Consider the following 15,334-nt stretch of genomic DNA (forward strand, 5'->3'; position numbering starts at 1 on the left):
CTCCCGCGGGGCCGACACCGCGGGCCCTCTCATCCCACGGCACCACCCCTGAAGGAGAACGCCAGATGATCACCTCCCGAACCGGAGAATCCGCCCCGGGAGCCGCCCGATGAGGGTCCTGCTGATCGGAGCCAACGGATACCTGGGCCGCTTCGTCGCCGACCGTCTGCTCGCCGACCCGGCCGTGCAGCTCACCGCGCTCGGCCGTGGCGACGACGCCGACGTACGGTTCGACCTCGCGTCCGGCAGCCCCGGCGCGCTCACCCGCTTCCTGGACGCCGTGCACCCCGGAGTCGTCATCAACTGCGCCGGAGCCATCCGCGGCGGCGCCCGCGAACTCACCCGGCACAACACCGTCGCCGTCGCCACCATCTGCGAGGCCCTGCGCCGCAGCGGCTGCGGGGCCCGGCTGGTGCAGATCGGCTGCGGCGCCGAGTACGGGCCCAGCCAGCCCGGCTCCTCCACGGCCGAGGACGCCGTCCCGCGTCCCGGCGGCCCGTACGGCGTCAGCAAACTCGCCGCCACCGAACTCGTCCTCGGCTCCGGGCTGGACGCCGTCGTGCTCCGGGTGTTCTCGCCCGCCGGGCCCGGCACGCCCGCCGGATCCCCGCTCGGCCGCCTGGCCGAGGCGCTGCGCCGCGCCATGCAGGCGAGCGACGGCGAACTCAAGCTCGGCGGCCTCGGTGTGCAACGCGACTTCGTCGACGTACGCGATGTCGCCCGTGCCGTCCACGCCGCGTCCCTGTCCGCCGCCCAGGGCGTGATCAACATCGGCTCGGGCCGCGCGGTGCGCCTGCGGGACGCGGCCGCCGTCCTCGCCCGGGTCGCCGGCTACGGCGGGACCCTGCACGAACTCGACGGTCCCCCCGGACCGATGCGGCCGTCCATCGGCCACCCCCGCACCGAACCGGAACACCCGTCACCGGTCGCCTACCCCTACCCGGACGGTTGCGGCAGCTGGCAGCAGGCCGATGTGCGCACCGCGCGCGACCGGCTCGGCTGGCGCCCCCGGATCAGCCTGGAGGAGTCCCTCGCCGACATCTGGATGGAGGCGGCATGCCGCATCTGACCAGCACCACCACGGGCACCGCGAGCACGGACCTGGGCGCCGGTCTCGGCATCCCCGGGTATGCGCACCCCCTCGTCGCCCCGCTGGAGTGGGATGCGCTCACCCGTCCCGGCGCGCCGGTGCACTGGGCCGTCCTCAATGTGAGTGGCGGTCCGGGCAGCCGTCTCGACCCGCACTGCCTGGAGGCCACCGGGCGCCTGCACACCGCGGGCGTGCGTGTTCTCGGCCACCTCGACCTCGTCCAGGGCACGCGGCCCTTGGGCGAACTGATCTCCGAGGCGCACCACCATCTCGACTGGTATGGCGTCGGCGGCTTCCTCCTGGACCGGTGCCCGAGCGAACGCGCCGTGCTCCCAGAGATCCGCCGTCTGATCACCACGCTCCGGGCACTCCTCGACCACGGGCACATCGTCCTGGGACATGGCACCCACCCCCATCCCGGGTACGCCGAGAACGCCGACCAACTGGTCACCTTCTCCGGCACCTGGAACGACTACCGCTGGTCGCAGGTGGCCGAATGGACCGCCGACTACCCGCCCGAGCGGTTCTGCCACTTCGTGCACGGCGTACCGCGCGGCCATCTCGACGAGGCGCTGCGCATCGCCCGCTGGCAGGGCGCGGGCACGATCTGGTTCACCGATCGCACGGTCCGCGGCGGTCGCACGGACCCCTGGGAGGCCATGCCCGGCTACTGGGACGACATCGTCTCGCGCCTCGGAACGGGTGTCTCGGAATGAAGAAGGGCGTGGCAGTGTTACGAGGAGAACAACCGTAGTGATCGACCGACCAACGGAGTCCCCGTGTCGCTGCCACCCCTGGTCGAGCCGGCTGACGAGCTCACCGTAGACGAGGTCCGCAGGTACTCCCGCCACCTGATCATCCCCGACGTCGGGATGGACGGGCAGAAGCGGCTGAAGAACGCCAAGGTGCTCTGTGTGGGCGCCGGCGGTCTGGGCTCGCCGGCGCTGATGTACCTGGCCGCGGCGGGCGTGGGAACGCTCGGCATCGTGGAGTTCGACGAGGTGGACGAGTCGAACCTCCAGCGGCAGATCATCCACAGCCAGGCCGACATCGGCCGCTCCAAGGCCGAGTCCGCGCGTGACTCGGTCAAGGGCATCAACCCGTATGTGAACGTGATCCTTCACGAGGAGCGGCTCGAGGCCGACAACGTGATGGACATCTTCAGCCAGTACGACCTGATCGTCGACGGTACGGACAACTTCGCGACCCGCTACCTGGTCAACGACGCGTGCGTGCTGCTGAACAAGCCGTATGTGTGGGGCTCGATCTACCGCTTCGACGGCCAGGCCTCCGTCTTCTGGTCGGAGCACGGTCCCTGCTACCGCTGCCTCTACCCGGAGCCCCCGCCGCCGGGCATGGTCCCCTCCTGCGCCGAGGGCGGCGTCCTCGGCGTGCTGTGCGCGTCCATCGGCTCCATCCAGGTCACCGAGGCCATCAAGGTGCTCACCGGCACCGGTGAGCCGCTGGTCGGCCGACTGATGATCTACGACGCCCTGGAGATGCAGTACCGCCAGGTCAAGGTCCGCAAGGACCCCAACTGCGCGGTCTGCGGCGAGAACCCCACCGTCACCGAGCTCATCGACTACGAGGCCTTCTGCGGCGTCGTCTCCGAGGAGGCCCAGGCGGCGGCGGCCGACTCGACGATCACTCCCAAGCAGCTCAAGGAGTGGATCGACGACGGCGAGAACATCGAGATCATCGATGTCCGGGAGCCGAACGAGTACGAGATCGTCTCCATCCCGGGCGCCCGGCTGGTTCCGAAGAACGAGTTCCTCCTGGGTACCGCCCTGGAGGGCCTGCCCCAGGACAAGAAGATCGTCCTGCACTGCAAGACGGGTGTCCGCAGCGCGGAAGTCCTCGCCGTCCTGAAGTCGGCGGGCTTCGCGGACGCGGTCCACGTCGGCGGCGGCGTCATCGGCTGGGTCAACCAGATCGAACCGCACAAGCCGGTGTACTGACCGGCCCTCCGGCTGACCAGCGATCCTGAAGAAGCCCACGGCTCTGACCAGTTCAGAAGCCGTGGGCTTCTGTCGTTGTCGGTCGGCGTCGGTCGGCCTCGCAGGGCCCAGAGACGGCCCGGCGGCTGCCGCTAGACCACTCTGCCCTTCCTGCCGAGCGAGTCACCCAGGGATCTGAATACACGGCCAAGCCGCTCATTTGCATCCGCCGGCGGTTCCGGGATGGGCGCGCCGGCAGCGATGTGCTCGCCGAGCAGCCGCAGCACCTCGTAAAGGTCCTCTGCGCTGTCACGGTCCAGGCGCAGAACGATGTCATCGGTCATGACGGCAAGCTGGCTGACCGGCCACGTCGTGCGGCCAAACGCTTAGAAGATGCTGGCACACCCCAGCTGGCTGGACCAGCGGGTCCGCGGGGCCTCCGTGGCAGGCCGTCGGGTGTTGTCGTCCGCGCTTGTTGCCGTCATTGCCGCTCGGCTCCTGATACGTGACCGCCGCATTACAAGTTCGTTCTCCACCCGGTCGGCTCAGGGCCCGCCTCCTACACCGGTGCCGTACGTGGCTGCTGGTTGTCGCCGCTGTCCGCAGTCGTTGATGTCACTGGTGGATGTCAGAACGGTGCAACCACGTGCGAGCGTGTCGTCGTGATCTCATGTGCGTCATGTCCATGACCTTTGGCCCTGACCGGCAGACCCGCGAGTTTCAGTGCGACTGCTGCAACGCCCCCATAGAGCGCGCCTGGAACTTCGTCCACGCGGACGGCGCTCCGTACGCGGTGTACTTCGCCAACTGCTACCACCACCGAGACCGGGATCACGATGCGTGGATAGACGTGATCTTGGGGACGTGGGGCGTCGGGCCCGACCAGTGGGACGACCATGTCTCCTTCGCATGTCGAGTGGGCCCTGTCGTCGGCCAGCATGAGCCCGCTTCCACCCTGGTCACGGCAGGTCTCGCGCATCCCGATGGACCTCTCTTCGGGCGCAAGCTCGACCGTGAAGCCGCCTTGCGGCATCCACGCTTGCCAGAGTTCTGGCAGGTTTCGGACTTCATCCTGGAGAACGACCCGTTGGTGCGGGGTCACATCTACGGGCGCTGAATGACCGCCCGACCACGGCGGCCAGGTCCTTGCGGCAAGCCGCCGCCACTACAGCGTGCGGCCGGCGCTCCGTTCGCCGGTTGGCTCCGTGCCACTGCGCCGAGCTGGGCCGCGAGACCAGGCGATTAGAAGATGTGGGCGCGCCCCTCGGACTGGACCTGGGCGACAGTGACCGATTCCGCTGGCGGTCGCATGGGGTTCGCCCTCGTACACCGTCGTTGCCGTCAGGACTGCCGTCGCTGCCGTCAGCCTGGTGCGTCGATCTCCTGAAGACCGGTGGTGACCTCAATGTCGACGGCGTCGCGAAGTTTGAGGGCGCCGAAGAAGCCCGAGTATGGCTTGATGCCCCATCGGGACTGCACCACGCTCCCGGCACCCTTGACGCTGCCGTCGTCTCGCTGTCGCACATCCAAGCGGAGCAGACGGGTCTGCCCAACCAGAGTCAGATCTCCCTCAACGGTTGCTCTGTCGTCGTGGATCTCCACGCCTGTGGAGGTGAAGGTCGCATATCGGTGCTGATCGACACGCAGCAGCTTGTGCATCGTTTGCCGGATCTGTTCCCTGTCGCCGTCGCTGAGCGGCTTGACCCCGCCGGTGCCTTCCAGGACCTTCAGCGCGCCCAGGTCCACGCGTACCGACACCAGCGTCGGCTTGGTCGCGGGGTCCGCCGGCACGATGACGTGGCCTTCCCACGCGGTGGCCTCGATGAGTAGGTCATGTCCAACCTTTGCGGCCATGCCCTGGCGAGCGGTGCGCACCAGCAACCGACCGACTGGCTTGCCAATCGCGTACTCGCCTGCTGCTATGGCCATGATTCCACCCTACGCTCGGTCAGTCGGCCACGACATCAACCGTCAACGGCTGGAACAGGGGCTGACCAGCGCTTTAGGGCGCCATGCTGCGCGATCACGTTCCGGACGGACCAGGCGCTCCGACCTACTGACCCCGTGCGGCCTTGGCGGCCCCCCGGCAGGGAGGGTGGTCGGCGGCCAAGGCCCCGGAGAAGGCCGTTGGTGTGCGCCTGCGAACGGCGGCTATGAGGACGGCCAGCAGCGTCAGCGCGATCACCGCGGCGCCGTACCACATCGTCGTGGCGCGCAGGCCGAGGGACGGTATGACCAGCCCGGCCGCTACGGCGGGAAGACCGAAAGCGATATAGCTGACGACGTAGACGAAGGCGAACAGCTTCGCCCGCTCCGTGGGGCCGGCCAATGCTGCCAGCGCGCTCCAGGAGCCCAAGAGAGAGCTGCCCCAGCCGGCGCCGGCGAGGGAGGTGCCGAGGAAGAACAGCGGCGTCGAGGGCCCGACGAGGGCGAGCAGGGTAAGGCCGGTCCCTGCGGCCAGGGCCACGCACCCCACGGCCATGGCCCGGTTCGGCGCCAGGTTGCGAGACACCAGTGAGCCCACGGTTCCCGCGCTGAAGAACGTGGTCAGCGCCAGGGCGCCGACCAGATGACTTCCGATGTGCAGCACCCCTACGGCCAGCGAGGGGACCAGCGAGAGGTAGAACCCGCTGATCGCCCAGGTGGCGACAAGACAGGGCATGATCGCCAGGAATGACCGGCGTGCCTGGGACGGCACGGCCATCCGCGGCCGCAGCGAGGCCCAGGCGCCCGGCCGGGGGGCGACCGGCTCGGGCAGGAAGAACACCGCCACGGTCAGCACCAGGAAGACGGTGACGAGCAGGGCGAAGACCAGCATCGTGGGGGCGGGGGCGTACTGCACCAGCACTCCGCTGCCCAGCGCCCCGAGCCCCAGCCCGGCGGCCGGCGCGGCGCTGTTCAGCAGCGAGCCGAGGCGTGACGTGGTTGAAGGCTGCAGGTCCAGCAGCCCGGCGCCGATGGACCCTATCGACGCACCGATCCCCAGCCCCTGCAGGATTCGCGCCACCAGCAGCAACCCCACGCCGTCGGCAGTGAGGAACATGCCCATGGACGCTGCCTCCACGATCAGCGCGCCGGCGAGCACGGGCCGCCTGCCGACGTAGTCCGAGAGCCCTCCGACGGTCAGCAGCGCAACCAGCAAGCCCAAGGCGTAGACCGCGAAGATCGTGGTGAGCATGGTCGGCGTGAATCCCCAGCGGTGCTGGTCCACCACCAAGAGCGGGGAAAACGCGCTGGCCGCGGCATAGAAAGCAAGGAGCGTGACGGCCAGCAGCCAGAAGCCGACCGAGCGCGATACTCGTTCCGCTGGACACCAGGGCGTGATGTGCATGGTGCTTTCTCTCCAGTAGCAGCTGGGGCGAATCGCGCGGCGCGGGTGCAGACAGGTGCAGCGCGACCGTTGTCAGCGGGCTCAGAGAGCCAGCCTCCTCCAAGTAAAGTGATCGGTGTACTTTGAGGCTAGCGCATTCCGGCGGCAAAGTAAAGCGATTGCTATACTTGTGGCATGGAGACAGAGAGCGCAGCTGGCACCCGGCAACGTGGCGGCCGGGGGGCGCGCGAGCGCATCCTGCAGGCAGCCGCGAAGCTCTTCTACGAAGAGGGCATCCACGCCACCGGCATCGCCCGCCTGGTCGAGACCGCCGAGGTCTCCACGCGCACCTTCTACCAGCACTTCCCCACCAAGAACGCGCTGGTGGGGGAATACCTGCGCAACTACAAGGCCGCATTGAGCCGGCGAATCGAACAGCACCTGAGCCGCGAGGGACTCTCTCCCCCAGACCAGCTGCTGTCGCTGTTCAGCCTGCTTGCCGAGGCGACCTGGGGTCCCTCAGGGCGCAAGACGAACCGCGGCTGTCCGTTCCACAACGCCGCTGTCGAAGGCGCAGGGCACATGCCCGACGTGCAGGAACTGGTCCTCCACCACAAGAACGGCCTCACCCAACAGCTCGCCGACATCGCCACGCGTGCAGGTGCCGCCAACCCGGACCAACTGGGCCGGCAGCTGAACGTCCTCCTCGAAGGCGCCCACGCCCTAGGGACCTCCCTCGACAACCCCTGCCCCCGCCACGACGCCCTCGAGGCCGCCCGCGTACTGATCGAGCACGCCCTTCCCGAAGACACGACCCGCCAACTGACCCCTGCTCATCGTCGCCGCGTACTGCCGGACCAACCTGACTCTGTGTCAACCGGAGATGTCCACTTCCCGGCTCCCGGTTCGTGACCTCGTGGCTCGTGGAGCCGAGATCGACCTCGTGGAGTTCCAGGTACGTTTTGGGATCGATCAGTACAAGACCGGGGCTCGGCCCAGGGCATCGTAGTTATCTTGCCTGGTGGAGCCAAGCGAGAGCAATGCGGACGTTTGAAACCCGGTGGGTGGAGCGGCTTTGGGCTGGAGTTTCAATGCCGCAGTCAAGCGCCGCTGCACGGGTTCTGCGGCACTTGTTTGGAAGATCGCGTATGCGGATCCGCTGACCTGGCAGAACGTTGGCTTGCGTGTTCTCGGCAGGATCGCCGACGTTCTCCGTTGGTCCCCGTTGATCGCTCTCCCGTCGGGCACGCAAGGGGCACGGGTGGCTGCCTGTGCGCGGCTACGACGCCGGAGTCGGTTTCCTACGCCGGCAGAATCGACGGCAGGCTACCCAGAGGTTGACCAAGAACAGCACTGATCCGGCGATGGGCCAGCCCACGGATCCACCGTCGCGGTAGGTCTCGATACCGATCACCAGCAGCAGTGAACCGACCGCCACGCCCATCAGGTCGAGGAGGGCGTCTGCCTGCCTCGCGATCTTCGAAAGGTTGACCACGGCTAGATCGTGACAGGCGATCGCGCTCATTGCCAAGGGCCGTTTCCCTGCCGTGACCTGCACCTTTTGCACGCGGTCGGCGTAGCGACTTTGGCCGGGAGCTGCTTTGGCGCGAGTGATCATGGCCCCGTAAGCTTCCGGCGCGTCGGGCAGTCTGTGGACCTGCCCGGTTTTGATGCCGAGGGTCGCACCTGACGGGAATACTGGAGAAACCTCGCAACGCGTGGCGGAATCAGCGCACGACATCAGTGGAGTGAACACGGAGGCGCCAGGCCCGAGTGGGAAGCGGTGCAGCCACCGCCGCACCGTCCTGGCGCCGTACCTCAACTCCTCCGCGATCACCGGAACTCGCTCGGTCACCCGTGCCTTCGGTGACGGCCCTGGCCGGCGTCAGGAGCAGACCTTTCCGTCCTTCGGGACCGTGCCGTTCAGCAGGTATGCGTTCACGGTCGCGTCCACGCACGTGCTTCCGCTCCCGTACGCCCCGTGGCCCTCGCCCTTCCAGGTCAGCTCGACGCCGACGCCCTGGCCCAGTCCGTCGGCCATCCTGCGGGCGCCCTCGTACGGTGTGGCAGGATCCCCGGTGTTGCCCACCACCAGCACCGGCGCGGCTCCCGGCGCGCTGACCTCCGGGTGGTCGAACTCTCCGGCCACCGGCCAGTCGTGGCACCAGCCGGCCGTGTCCCAGCCCAGGAAGTCGCCGAACACGGGCGAGATCTTCTCGAACTCCGGCAGCTGCGCCTTCACCTGCGCGGCCGTCGGCCGCTGCCGCTCGTCCAGGCAGGATATGACTCGCTGTGAGTGCGTCGTCGTGCCGTAGTGCCCGGCGGCGTCCCGGTCGTTGTACTCGTCGGCCAGGCGCAGCAGCTCGGAGCCGTCGCCGCTCTGTGCCGAGGCGAGGGCACTGGTGAGGATGGGCCAGCTCTCCTTGCTGTAGAGCGGCAGCACGATGCCGGTCAGGGCCAGGGTCTGGGTGAGCTTGCGTCCGGACGTCGTCGGCAGCGGCTTGGCGTCGATCCGCTTGAGCAGTCTCGCGATCTTCCGGGAGCCCCGCTGGGGGTCCTGGCCCGTCGACTTCAGATAGTCGTCGAGTGCGCGCTGGAAACCGAGGGCCTGGTTCTTCGCATGGCCCAGGCTGTCGGCGGTCGGGTCGACGACTGCGTCCAGCACCAGGCGCCCCACCTTCCCGGGGAACAAGTGGGCGTAGACGCCGCCCAGTTCGGTGCCGTACGAGATGCCGAGGTAGTGCATCGTCCGGTCGCCGAGGACCTGGCGCATCAGGTCCATGTCGCGCGCGGTGTCGGTCGTGGACACATGCGTGAGCAGCTTCCCGGCCGCCCGCGCACATCCCTGGCCGAAGTCGGCGGCGTCATCGAGGTAGGCCTTCACCTCGGCGGCGTCGTCCGGTGTGGCGTCTATGGTCTCGGCGGCCTGGATCGCCTTGTCGTTGCGGCAGCGGATGCCCTCGCTCGCGCCGACCCCGCGCGGATCCCAGCTCACCAGGTCGTACCGCTTGTGGAGTTGGGAGGCCAGGCTCGCGTACGACGGAATCGTCGAGACGCCGGAGCCGCCCGGGCCGCCGAAGTTGAACAGGAGCGAGCCTATGCGGTCGCCACCGGTCGCCTTGGACCGGATCAGTGCGAGGCCGATCGTCTCGCCGTCCGGCCTCGACCAGTCCAGGGGCGCCTTCATCGTCGTGCACTGCCAGTCGCCACCCGGGGCCGAGGCGCCCTTGCAACCGCTCCAGGTGAGCTTCTGGGCAGTGAGCGAGGCGGGCAACTCCAGGGAATCGGCATCCCGCGGTGCCGACGCCGACGCGCCGGAGTGGCCCTTGCTGTCGTCCGCGGTCGAGTCGGACGAGCCGGATGAATGGGCCGCGCCGCTTGCGCAGCCGGTGATCAGCAGGGCGGCCGCGACCGCGGCCGTCCACCGTACGACACGTGACATGTGCACCCCCCTCACCGGCTCTCCGCCCGGATCGGCGGAGAGCAGTCAGGCCATAGTAGGCGGATCGAGCGGGGCCTGCGGCTGCCTGTGGAAAACGGTCTGACCTGCACTTTTCCTCCGAAGGCCGTGTCGGCCGGGGCCTGGGGCCCGCAGCGCGGGGGCCCGGTGGAAGTGGGGATCCTGATGACGGGGAGCCGCCGGGATCAGGTGCAGACGATGCCGGCCCGGGGGACCTTGCCGTAGAGCAGGTAGTTGTTGACGGTGTTCTGCACGCACTTGTCCCTGCTGTCGTAGGAACCGTGCCCCTGGCCCTTGTACGTCAGCTCGACACCGACACCGGGTCCGAGCGCCTGCACCATCCTCCTCGCCCCCTCGTACGGGGTCGCCGGGTCGCCGGTGTTGCCGACCACGAGGATCGGCGCGGCTCCGGAGGCGCTCACGTTCGGGTGGTCGGCGGCTCCGGCCACCGGCCAGTTGGTGCAGCTGATCAGACCCCAGGCCAGATAGTCACCGAACAGCGGGGAGGCGGCCCGGAACTGCGGCAGCTTCGCTTTCACGTCGGCGACGGTGTAACGAGGCTTCTGGTCCGCGCAGTTGATCGCGATGTTCGCCGGGATCAGATTGCTGTACTGGCCGTTCTCGTTGCGTCCGTTCATCGCGTCCGACAGCGCCATCAGCACCTTGCCGTCACCCGCGTACGCCTGCTTCAGGCCGTCGGTGAGATATCCCCAGAATTCCTTGGAGTACAGGGCCTGCGCGATGCCGTTGGTGGCCGCCGTCTGGGTCAGGCGGCGGGGGAAGATGCCGGGCAGCGGCTTCTTGTCGAGGTCATTTAGAAGTTTGGCGATCCGCTTCTCGACGTCCTGCGGGGTGCGGCCGACCGGGCAGCCCCCGCTCTTGGCGACGCAGTCCCGCGCGTAGTTGTCCAGCGCGAGCTGGAAGCCCTTGGCCTGTCCCACCGAGGACTGCACCGGGTCCTCCGTCGGGTCGACGACCGCGTCGAAGACGGCCCGTCCCACGTTCTTGGGGAAGAGGTGCGCGTAGACGCCGCCCAGTTCGGTGCCGTACGAGATGCCGAAGTAGTACAGCTTGGAGTCGCCGAGCACCTTGCGCATCAGGTCCATGTCGCGGGCGGCGTCGGTGGTGCGCACATACGGCAGGACCCGCCCCGAGTTCTGCTCGCAGGCCCTGTTGAACTGCTTGGTGCTGTTCACGAAGGCCTGCTGCTCGGCCGCGTTGTCGGGCGTCATGTCCTGCTGGAAGAACGCGTCGAGCTGCTGGTCGTCCTTGCACTTGACGCCCGCGCTGCGGCCGACCCCGCGCGGGTCGAAGCTCACCAGGTCGTAGCGGGTGCGCAGAGTCTCGTAGTCCGGGGCGAAGGCGGGCAGCGCAGTGACCCCGGAGCCGCCCGGGCCGCCGAAGTTGAAGACGAGGGAGCCGATCCGTTTGTTCGGGGGGCCGCTGGTCTTCACCCGGATCAGCGCGATCCCGATGGTGCCGCCGGTGGGGTTGTTCCAGTTCAGGGGCGCCTGCATGGTCGCGCACTGCCATCTCGCGCCGCTCGGCAGGGGGGCGGGGGCACTGCCGCCGCCCTCCGCCTCGGACGGCGCGGGACAGTCCTTCCAGATCAGCTTCTGGCTCGACAGCTCTCCGTCCGCGAAGCTGCCGGCGCACCCCGCCATCAGCGAGGGCAGGACGACGGCGGTGGCGGCGAGGGCTGCGGTGCGGATGCGGAGTCGGTTCGGCATGCTCCCATCCTGCGACCGCGCGGGGCGGAGCGCTCGGGGCGTGAGCCGGGAGGGTGAGTGGCCGCTTTCGCGACCGGCCGCTCTCCACGACGCGCGTGAGAGCGGCCGGCAGCGATCTTTCGCAACACCCCTAGAGGGCTTCCTTGCGCGACAGATGGTTGAAGGACAGCCAGCCGGGCAGCACCGGCAGCCACAGTGTGAGCAGCCGGTACAGCAGCACCGCGGGCGCCGCGACCTCCTTGGGCAGGCCGACGGCGATGAGACCCACCGTCAGGGTGGCCTCCACCGCGCCCACGCCGCCGGGGGTCGGGGCGGCCGACCCGAGCGCGTTACCCGCCAGGAACACGACCGCCACGCTGGCCAGGCTCAGCGAGGTGTGCTCCTCGTGTCCGAACGCCCGGATCGAGGCGTCCAGGCACATCACGAAGCACGCGGTCAGCAGCAGCATGCCACCGATACCGGTGATCAGCTTCTGCGGCCGCTGCAGCACATCGAGCATGCGCGGCACGACACCGGCGAACAGCGACCTCACGCGCGTGACGACGAACTTCCGCATGAACGGCACGGACGTCACCACCAGCACGAGCACCGCGACCGTCAGCAGACCTGCGATGACCGTACGGGACGGCGACAGCGACGGGGTCTTCTCGGTGCCGGTGAGATAGCCGAACGAGAGCAGCATCAGCACATGGCAGCCGAGTCCGAACAGCTGCGAGGCGCCGACACTCGCCACCGCCAGCCCGGGTCGCACGCCCGCCCGCTGCAGGAAGCGTGTGTTGAGCGCGACACCGCCGACCGCCGCGGGCGCCACGATCTTCACGAACGACCCGGCGACCTGCGCCGCCACGGTGCGCCAGAACGGCACCCGCTCGGGCACGAAGCCGAGCAGCGCCATCGCCGCCGCGACATAGCTCAGCGCGGAGAAGAACACAGCCGCCGCCACCCAGCCCCACTGGGCATTGGCGAAGAGCGTGCCGAACTCGATATGGGTGAGCTGCGTCAGCAGGAAGTACGCGCCGATGGCACCGGCCATGAAACTGAGCAGCGTGCGCGGCCGCACCCGCTCCAGGCGGGCCGGTTCGACCGGCGCCTGAGGCCTGATCCGCAGCACCTGGTGGCGGATCTGGGTGAGGAGATCCTCCTCGCGTGCCTCCTCCAGGGCTTCGTCGATCGCCCGTTTCTCGGCCCGCTGCTCAGCGCGTACGGACTTCTTGTCGAGCTTGTCGGGGACGGCCCCGAGGGTGTCGCCCGCCTCCGCCGCGCGGGCCAGCTTCGCCTGCCGGGAGGCCTCGAGGACCGCCTCCCGCTCGCGTTCGGCCCGCTCCCGGGCCAGTTTCCGCAGGGTCGCGCGCGTGGAGCGGGTCAGTGCGATCGGCTGGAGCATGGGCAGACAGTCGGCGACCGTGTCCGGGCCGAGCACGGCGACCGCGGAGGCCACCGCCCGTTCGGCACCGACCCGCAGTCCGAGCGTGGCCAGCAACTGCGCGATGTCCATCCGCAGCACCAGATCGCCGGCCGCGATCTCGCCACTGCGCAGGTCCGTCAGGACGACGGTGCCGGAACGATCCACCACGATGGCGTCCCCGGCGAGCCGGCGGTGCGCGATGCGCCGCGACTGCAGGGCCTGCACCTGGTGCCAGGTGTCGTGCAGCAGTTCGTCGGTGATCTCCTCGTCGGCCAGCTGGTCCAGCGTGCGGCCGCCCGTGTGCTCGTAGACGAGCATCACCGCGTCGGGGCCCAGCTCGGAGGTCGCGATCAGCCGGGGCGCGTTGGCACCGGCCGCGATGGCCGCGTAGGCGAGGAGCGCCTCCTGCTCCAAGGCCTGGCGCAGGGACTGCAGGCTGCTGCGCGTGGTGATCCCGCGCAGCGTCAGCCGCCGCCACACCCGGTAGAAGAAGCCCTGTGCCTGCTGCTCGCGGTCGACGACCGTGACGTCGAGCGGAGGGCCGTCCTCCAGCGTGACGAAGTAGCGTCGGCCGCGGTCGCCGGTGTCCGCCGTGTCGGGCGTCTCCTGGCGCGCCGCGCTCACGGGGCGGAAGCCCACGGTGCGCAGACCCGCCATCAGGGTCCGCCCGGTGGGCTGCACGTTCGGCGAGCCGACCGCGTACAGCGTGCCGGCCGCGACACTCCAGCCGATCAGCACGGTCAGGATGATGGAGAACGGTGTCGTGTAGCCGGTGACCAGCATGGAGAAGGCGTCGAGCAGCAGCACCACCCACAGCACGGCGCGCCAGCGCGGTCTGCGTGACATGCCCACGGCCGTCATATAGGCGATGACGGGTGCGAGATAGCCGTGCACCGGGTCGGTCAGGGCATGGATGTCGCCGGGGGAGGGCTGGGTGAGTGCGTCCTGGATCGAGGGCGGTGCGGCTCTGGCGACCCACAGGTCCGTGGCGAGTGTCACTCCATGGGCGAGGACTGCCGCGAGGACGCCGTCGGCGATCCGCAGACCGTCACGCTTGATCAGCCGTTCGATCGCGAATGCAACCGGTACCAGCAGGATCGCGATGCTCGACGCCAGACCCGCGATCTTGATCAGTAGATCGGGTGCCTGTCCCGTGCCCTTGTTGATGTCCTGTTCGAGACCCGAGGTGGTGCCGTGCGCGAACGCGGCGATGGCGAGCAGCACCACGATCGCGAGGATGCCCACCAGAAGGCGCATCAGATCGGAAGGACGGTGCACGCGCGCGGGGAGCAGCGGTTCGTCGCCCTCCACCGCGTCATGGGGAGCGTCGGCACAGCCCGCGTCCGGGTCGGACGGCTGCTGCGCCGCGTCGTCCGAGCGCCGCTGTGCGTCCTTCCCGGGCTCGTCGCGCTCGGGCCCCTTCTCCAGCGAGACCTGGGGGGTCTGAGGGGCCTCTTCGTCCTGGGCCTTCCGCGCGTCCTCGCCTGCGTCGTGGTCCGCGGCGACCGGGTCCGGGCGCGACGAACCCTCAGAGGTGCCCTCCGCTCCTTCGGGGTGCACGCCCTGCTGTTTCATCGCCTCTTCTTGGTCTCGTATCACCAGTCACCGCCCGCACGATGGTGGCATGCCCACCCGACACACGGGGGCATCAGGGTGCAAATGCGGGGGCGCACAGTCTGCCCGAAGCGCCGGGACGGGGCGAGGGCCACGCCCGGCCGCTCTCTCCTCACATTGTCGGTGGCGTGAGGCAGGATGGGTCGGATGAGCGAGCGGAGCCTTCCGGAGGATGCCCTGCCGGAATACGCGGAACGGGTCCTTGACCTGGCCGAACGCATCCCCCCGGGGCGCGTCATGACGTACGGGGACGTCGCCGAGTGGCTCGAGGAGGGCGGGCCGCGCCAGGTGGGCCGTGTGATGGCCCTCTACGGCGGAGCCGTCCCCTGGTGGCGGGTGGTCCGCGCCGACGGAGTGCTGCTCCCGGGGAACGAACTGGACGCCCTCGGCCACTACCGGGACGAGGGCACCCCGCTGCGGGAGGCCGGCCGCGCGTCCGAGGGGCATCTGCCGCGCCTGGACATGAGGCGGGCGCGATGGGACGGCGACGCATGCGCGAAAGGTCACATCTGACAGCTTCCGGCATCGGACGCGGTGGACGGGACGCCATGGCCCGTTCGGGGGAGGCGCGGCACGTCTGTGACATGCCGTACGTTCGTGCGGTGAGGGACAGCCGTGACAAGAGGGACCTCCGGGAACAAGGGGAAGCCCTGCTTCCGCAACCTTCCCCGGCGTAGCGTCAACGGCGCGTGTCCCCCTCATCCCCCGGCCACCGCCCACCCCGTGCGGCGATCCCGCCCCCCGCGGCCCGACCACCACCCCTCGACGACGGTGCCCCGCATCGACAG

Annotated in this window: 13 protein-coding genes; 6 read left to right on the plus strand and 7 right to left on the minus strand. The window is 69.2% G+C overall.

Annotated features, from left to right (window positions below; genetic code table 11):
* The first annotated feature begins 109 nt into the window (after positions 1 to 109).
* From ACFY2Z_RS20285 to moeZ, 3 genes are all read left to right on the plus strand, one after another.
* The gene (locus ACFY2Z_RS20285) at positions 110 to 1,069 is read left to right on the plus strand and encodes an NAD-dependent epimerase/dehydratase family protein (protein WP_390745494.1); all 960 of its coding nucleotides are present in this window, start codon (positions 110 to 112) and stop codon (positions 1,067 to 1,069) included.
* The gene (locus tag ACFY2Z_RS20290) at positions 1,057 to 1,806 is read left to right on the plus strand and encodes a spherulation-specific family 4 protein (RefSeq protein ID WP_390745495.1); all 750 of its coding nucleotides are present in this window, start codon (positions 1,057 to 1,059) and stop codon (positions 1,804 to 1,806) included. The genes ACFY2Z_RS20285 and ACFY2Z_RS20290 overlap by 13 nt, the downstream gene beginning before the upstream one ends.
* A 63-nt stretch (positions 1,807 to 1,869) precedes the next feature.
* Positions 1,870 to 3,048: an adenylyltransferase/sulfurtransferase MoeZ gene (gene moeZ / locus ACFY2Z_RS20295; RefSeq protein WP_390745496.1), complete on the plus strand. Its 1,179-nt coding sequence runs from the start codon at positions 1,870 to 1,872 to the stop codon at positions 3,046 to 3,048.
* 131 nt (positions 3,049 to 3,179) lie between these two features.
* On the opposite strand, the gene ACFY2Z_RS20300 is transcribed toward moeZ, so the two are convergent.
* Positions 3,180 to 3,371: a hypothetical protein gene (locus ACFY2Z_RS20300; RefSeq protein WP_390745497.1), complete on the minus strand. Its 192-nt coding sequence runs from the start codon at positions 3,369 to 3,371 to the stop codon at positions 3,180 to 3,182.
* Positions 3,372 to 3,706: 335 nt separating this feature from the next.
* Here ACFY2Z_RS20300 and ACFY2Z_RS20305 point away from each other — a divergent pair, with 335 nt between their 5' ends.
* Positions 3,707 to 4,144 (plus strand): hypothetical protein, encoded by a 438-nt coding sequence (locus ACFY2Z_RS20305; protein ID WP_390745498.1) that lies wholly within the window; start codon positions 3,707 to 3,709, stop codon positions 4,142 to 4,144.
* Positions 4,145 to 4,389: 245 nt separating this feature from the next.
* Here ACFY2Z_RS20305 and ACFY2Z_RS20310 read toward each other — a convergent pair whose 3' ends face one another.
* Both ACFY2Z_RS20310 and ACFY2Z_RS20315 read right to left on the minus strand, forming a co-directional pair.
* Entirely contained in the window at positions 4,390 to 4,956 is a 567-nt protein-coding gene (locus tag ACFY2Z_RS20310; protein ID WP_390745499.1) for a YceI family protein, read from the minus strand.
* Between the two features lie 124 nt (positions 4,957 to 5,080).
* Positions 5,081 to 6,358 (minus strand): MFS transporter, encoded by a 1,278-nt coding sequence (locus tag ACFY2Z_RS20315; protein ID WP_390745500.1) that lies wholly within the window; start codon positions 6,356 to 6,358, stop codon positions 5,081 to 5,083.
* A gap of 174 nt (positions 6,359 to 6,532) precedes the next feature.
* Here ACFY2Z_RS20315 and ACFY2Z_RS20320 point away from each other — a divergent pair, with 174 nt between their 5' ends.
* The gene (locus ACFY2Z_RS20320) at positions 6,533 to 7,249 is read left to right on the plus strand and encodes a TetR/AcrR family transcriptional regulator (protein ID WP_390745501.1); all 717 of its coding nucleotides are present in this window, start codon (positions 6,533 to 6,535) and stop codon (positions 7,247 to 7,249) included.
* A 367-nt stretch (positions 7,250 to 7,616) separates the two neighbouring features.
* Here ACFY2Z_RS20320 and ACFY2Z_RS20325 read toward each other — a convergent pair whose 3' ends face one another.
* From ACFY2Z_RS20325 to ACFY2Z_RS20340, 4 genes are all read right to left on the minus strand, one after another.
* A complete protein-coding gene (locus tag ACFY2Z_RS20325) occupies positions 7,617 to 7,955 on the minus strand; it encodes a hypothetical protein (protein WP_390745502.1) in 339 nt (112 codons plus the stop codon).
* A 267-nt stretch (positions 7,956 to 8,222) separates the two neighbouring features.
* Complete coding sequence (locus tag ACFY2Z_RS20330; protein WP_390745503.1) at positions 8,223 to 9,779, minus strand: alpha/beta hydrolase; 1,557 nt, start codon at positions 9,777 to 9,779, stop codon at positions 8,223 to 8,225.
* 203 nt (positions 9,780 to 9,982) lie between these two features.
* On the minus strand, positions 9,983 to 11,527 hold the full coding sequence (locus ACFY2Z_RS20335; protein WP_390745504.1) for an alpha/beta hydrolase: 1,545 nt from the start codon (positions 11,525 to 11,527) through the stop codon (positions 9,983 to 9,985).
* 130 nt (positions 11,528 to 11,657) lie between these two features.
* A complete protein-coding gene (locus tag ACFY2Z_RS20340) occupies positions 11,658 to 14,507 on the minus strand; it encodes a YbhN family protein (protein WP_390745505.1) in 2,850 nt (949 codons plus the stop codon).
* A 186-nt stretch (positions 14,508 to 14,693) separates the two neighbouring features.
* Here ACFY2Z_RS20340 and ACFY2Z_RS20345 point away from each other — a divergent pair, with 186 nt between their 5' ends.
* Positions 14,694 to 15,059 (plus strand): MGMT family protein, encoded by a 366-nt coding sequence (locus tag ACFY2Z_RS20345; RefSeq protein ID WP_311692982.1) that lies wholly within the window; start codon positions 14,694 to 14,696, stop codon positions 15,057 to 15,059.
* Positions 15,060 to 15,334: the final 275 nt, after the last annotated feature.

Origin of the sequence: Streptomyces sp. NPDC001222 (genome assembly GCF_042896945.1) — a bacterium.
Lineage (GTDB): Bacteria > Actinomycetota > Actinomycetes > Streptomycetales > Streptomycetaceae > Streptomyces > Streptomyces gibsoniae.

Coding starts and splice junctions, on each gene's coding strand:
- ACFY2Z_RS20285 (WP_390745494.1), top strand. CDS start 110: ATGAGGGTCCTGCTGATCGGAGCCAACGGATACCTGGGCCGCTTCGTC.
- ACFY2Z_RS20290 (WP_390745495.1), top strand. CDS start 1,057: ATGCCGCATCTGACCAGCACCACCACGGGCACCGCGAGCACGGACCTG.
- ACFY2Z_RS20300 (WP_390745497.1), bottom strand. CDS start 3,371: ATGACCGATGACATCGTTCTGCGCCTGGACCGTGACAGCGCAGAGGAC.
- ACFY2Z_RS20305 (WP_390745498.1), top strand. CDS start 3,707: ATGTCCATGACCTTTGGCCCTGACCGGCAGACCCGCGAGTTTCAGTGC.
- ACFY2Z_RS20310 (WP_390745499.1), bottom strand. CDS start 4,956: ATGGCCATAGCAGCAGGCGAGTACGCGATTGGCAAGCCAGTCGGTCGG.
- ACFY2Z_RS20315 (WP_390745500.1), bottom strand. CDS start 6,358: ATGCACATCACGCCCTGGTGTCCAGCGGAACGAGTATCGCGCTCGGTC.
- ACFY2Z_RS20320 (WP_390745501.1), top strand. CDS start 6,533: ATGGAGACAGAGAGCGCAGCTGGCACCCGGCAACGTGGCGGCCGGGGG.
- ACFY2Z_RS20325 (WP_390745502.1), bottom strand. CDS start 7,955: ATGATCACTCGCGCCAAAGCAGCTCCCGGCCAAAGTCGCTACGCCGAC.
- ACFY2Z_RS20330 (WP_390745503.1), bottom strand. CDS start 9,779: ATGTCACGTGTCGTACGGTGGACGGCCGCGGTCGCGGCCGCCCTGCTG.
- ACFY2Z_RS20335 (WP_390745504.1), bottom strand. CDS start 11,527: ATGCCGAACCGACTCCGCATCCGCACCGCAGCCCTCGCCGCCACCGCC.
- ACFY2Z_RS20340 (WP_390745505.1), bottom strand. CDS start 14,507: ATGAAACAGCAGGGCGTGCACCCCGAAGGAGCGGAGGGCACCTCTGAG.
- ACFY2Z_RS20345 (WP_311692982.1), top strand. CDS start 14,694: ATGAGCGAGCGGAGCCTTCCGGAGGATGCCCTGCCGGAATACGCGGAA.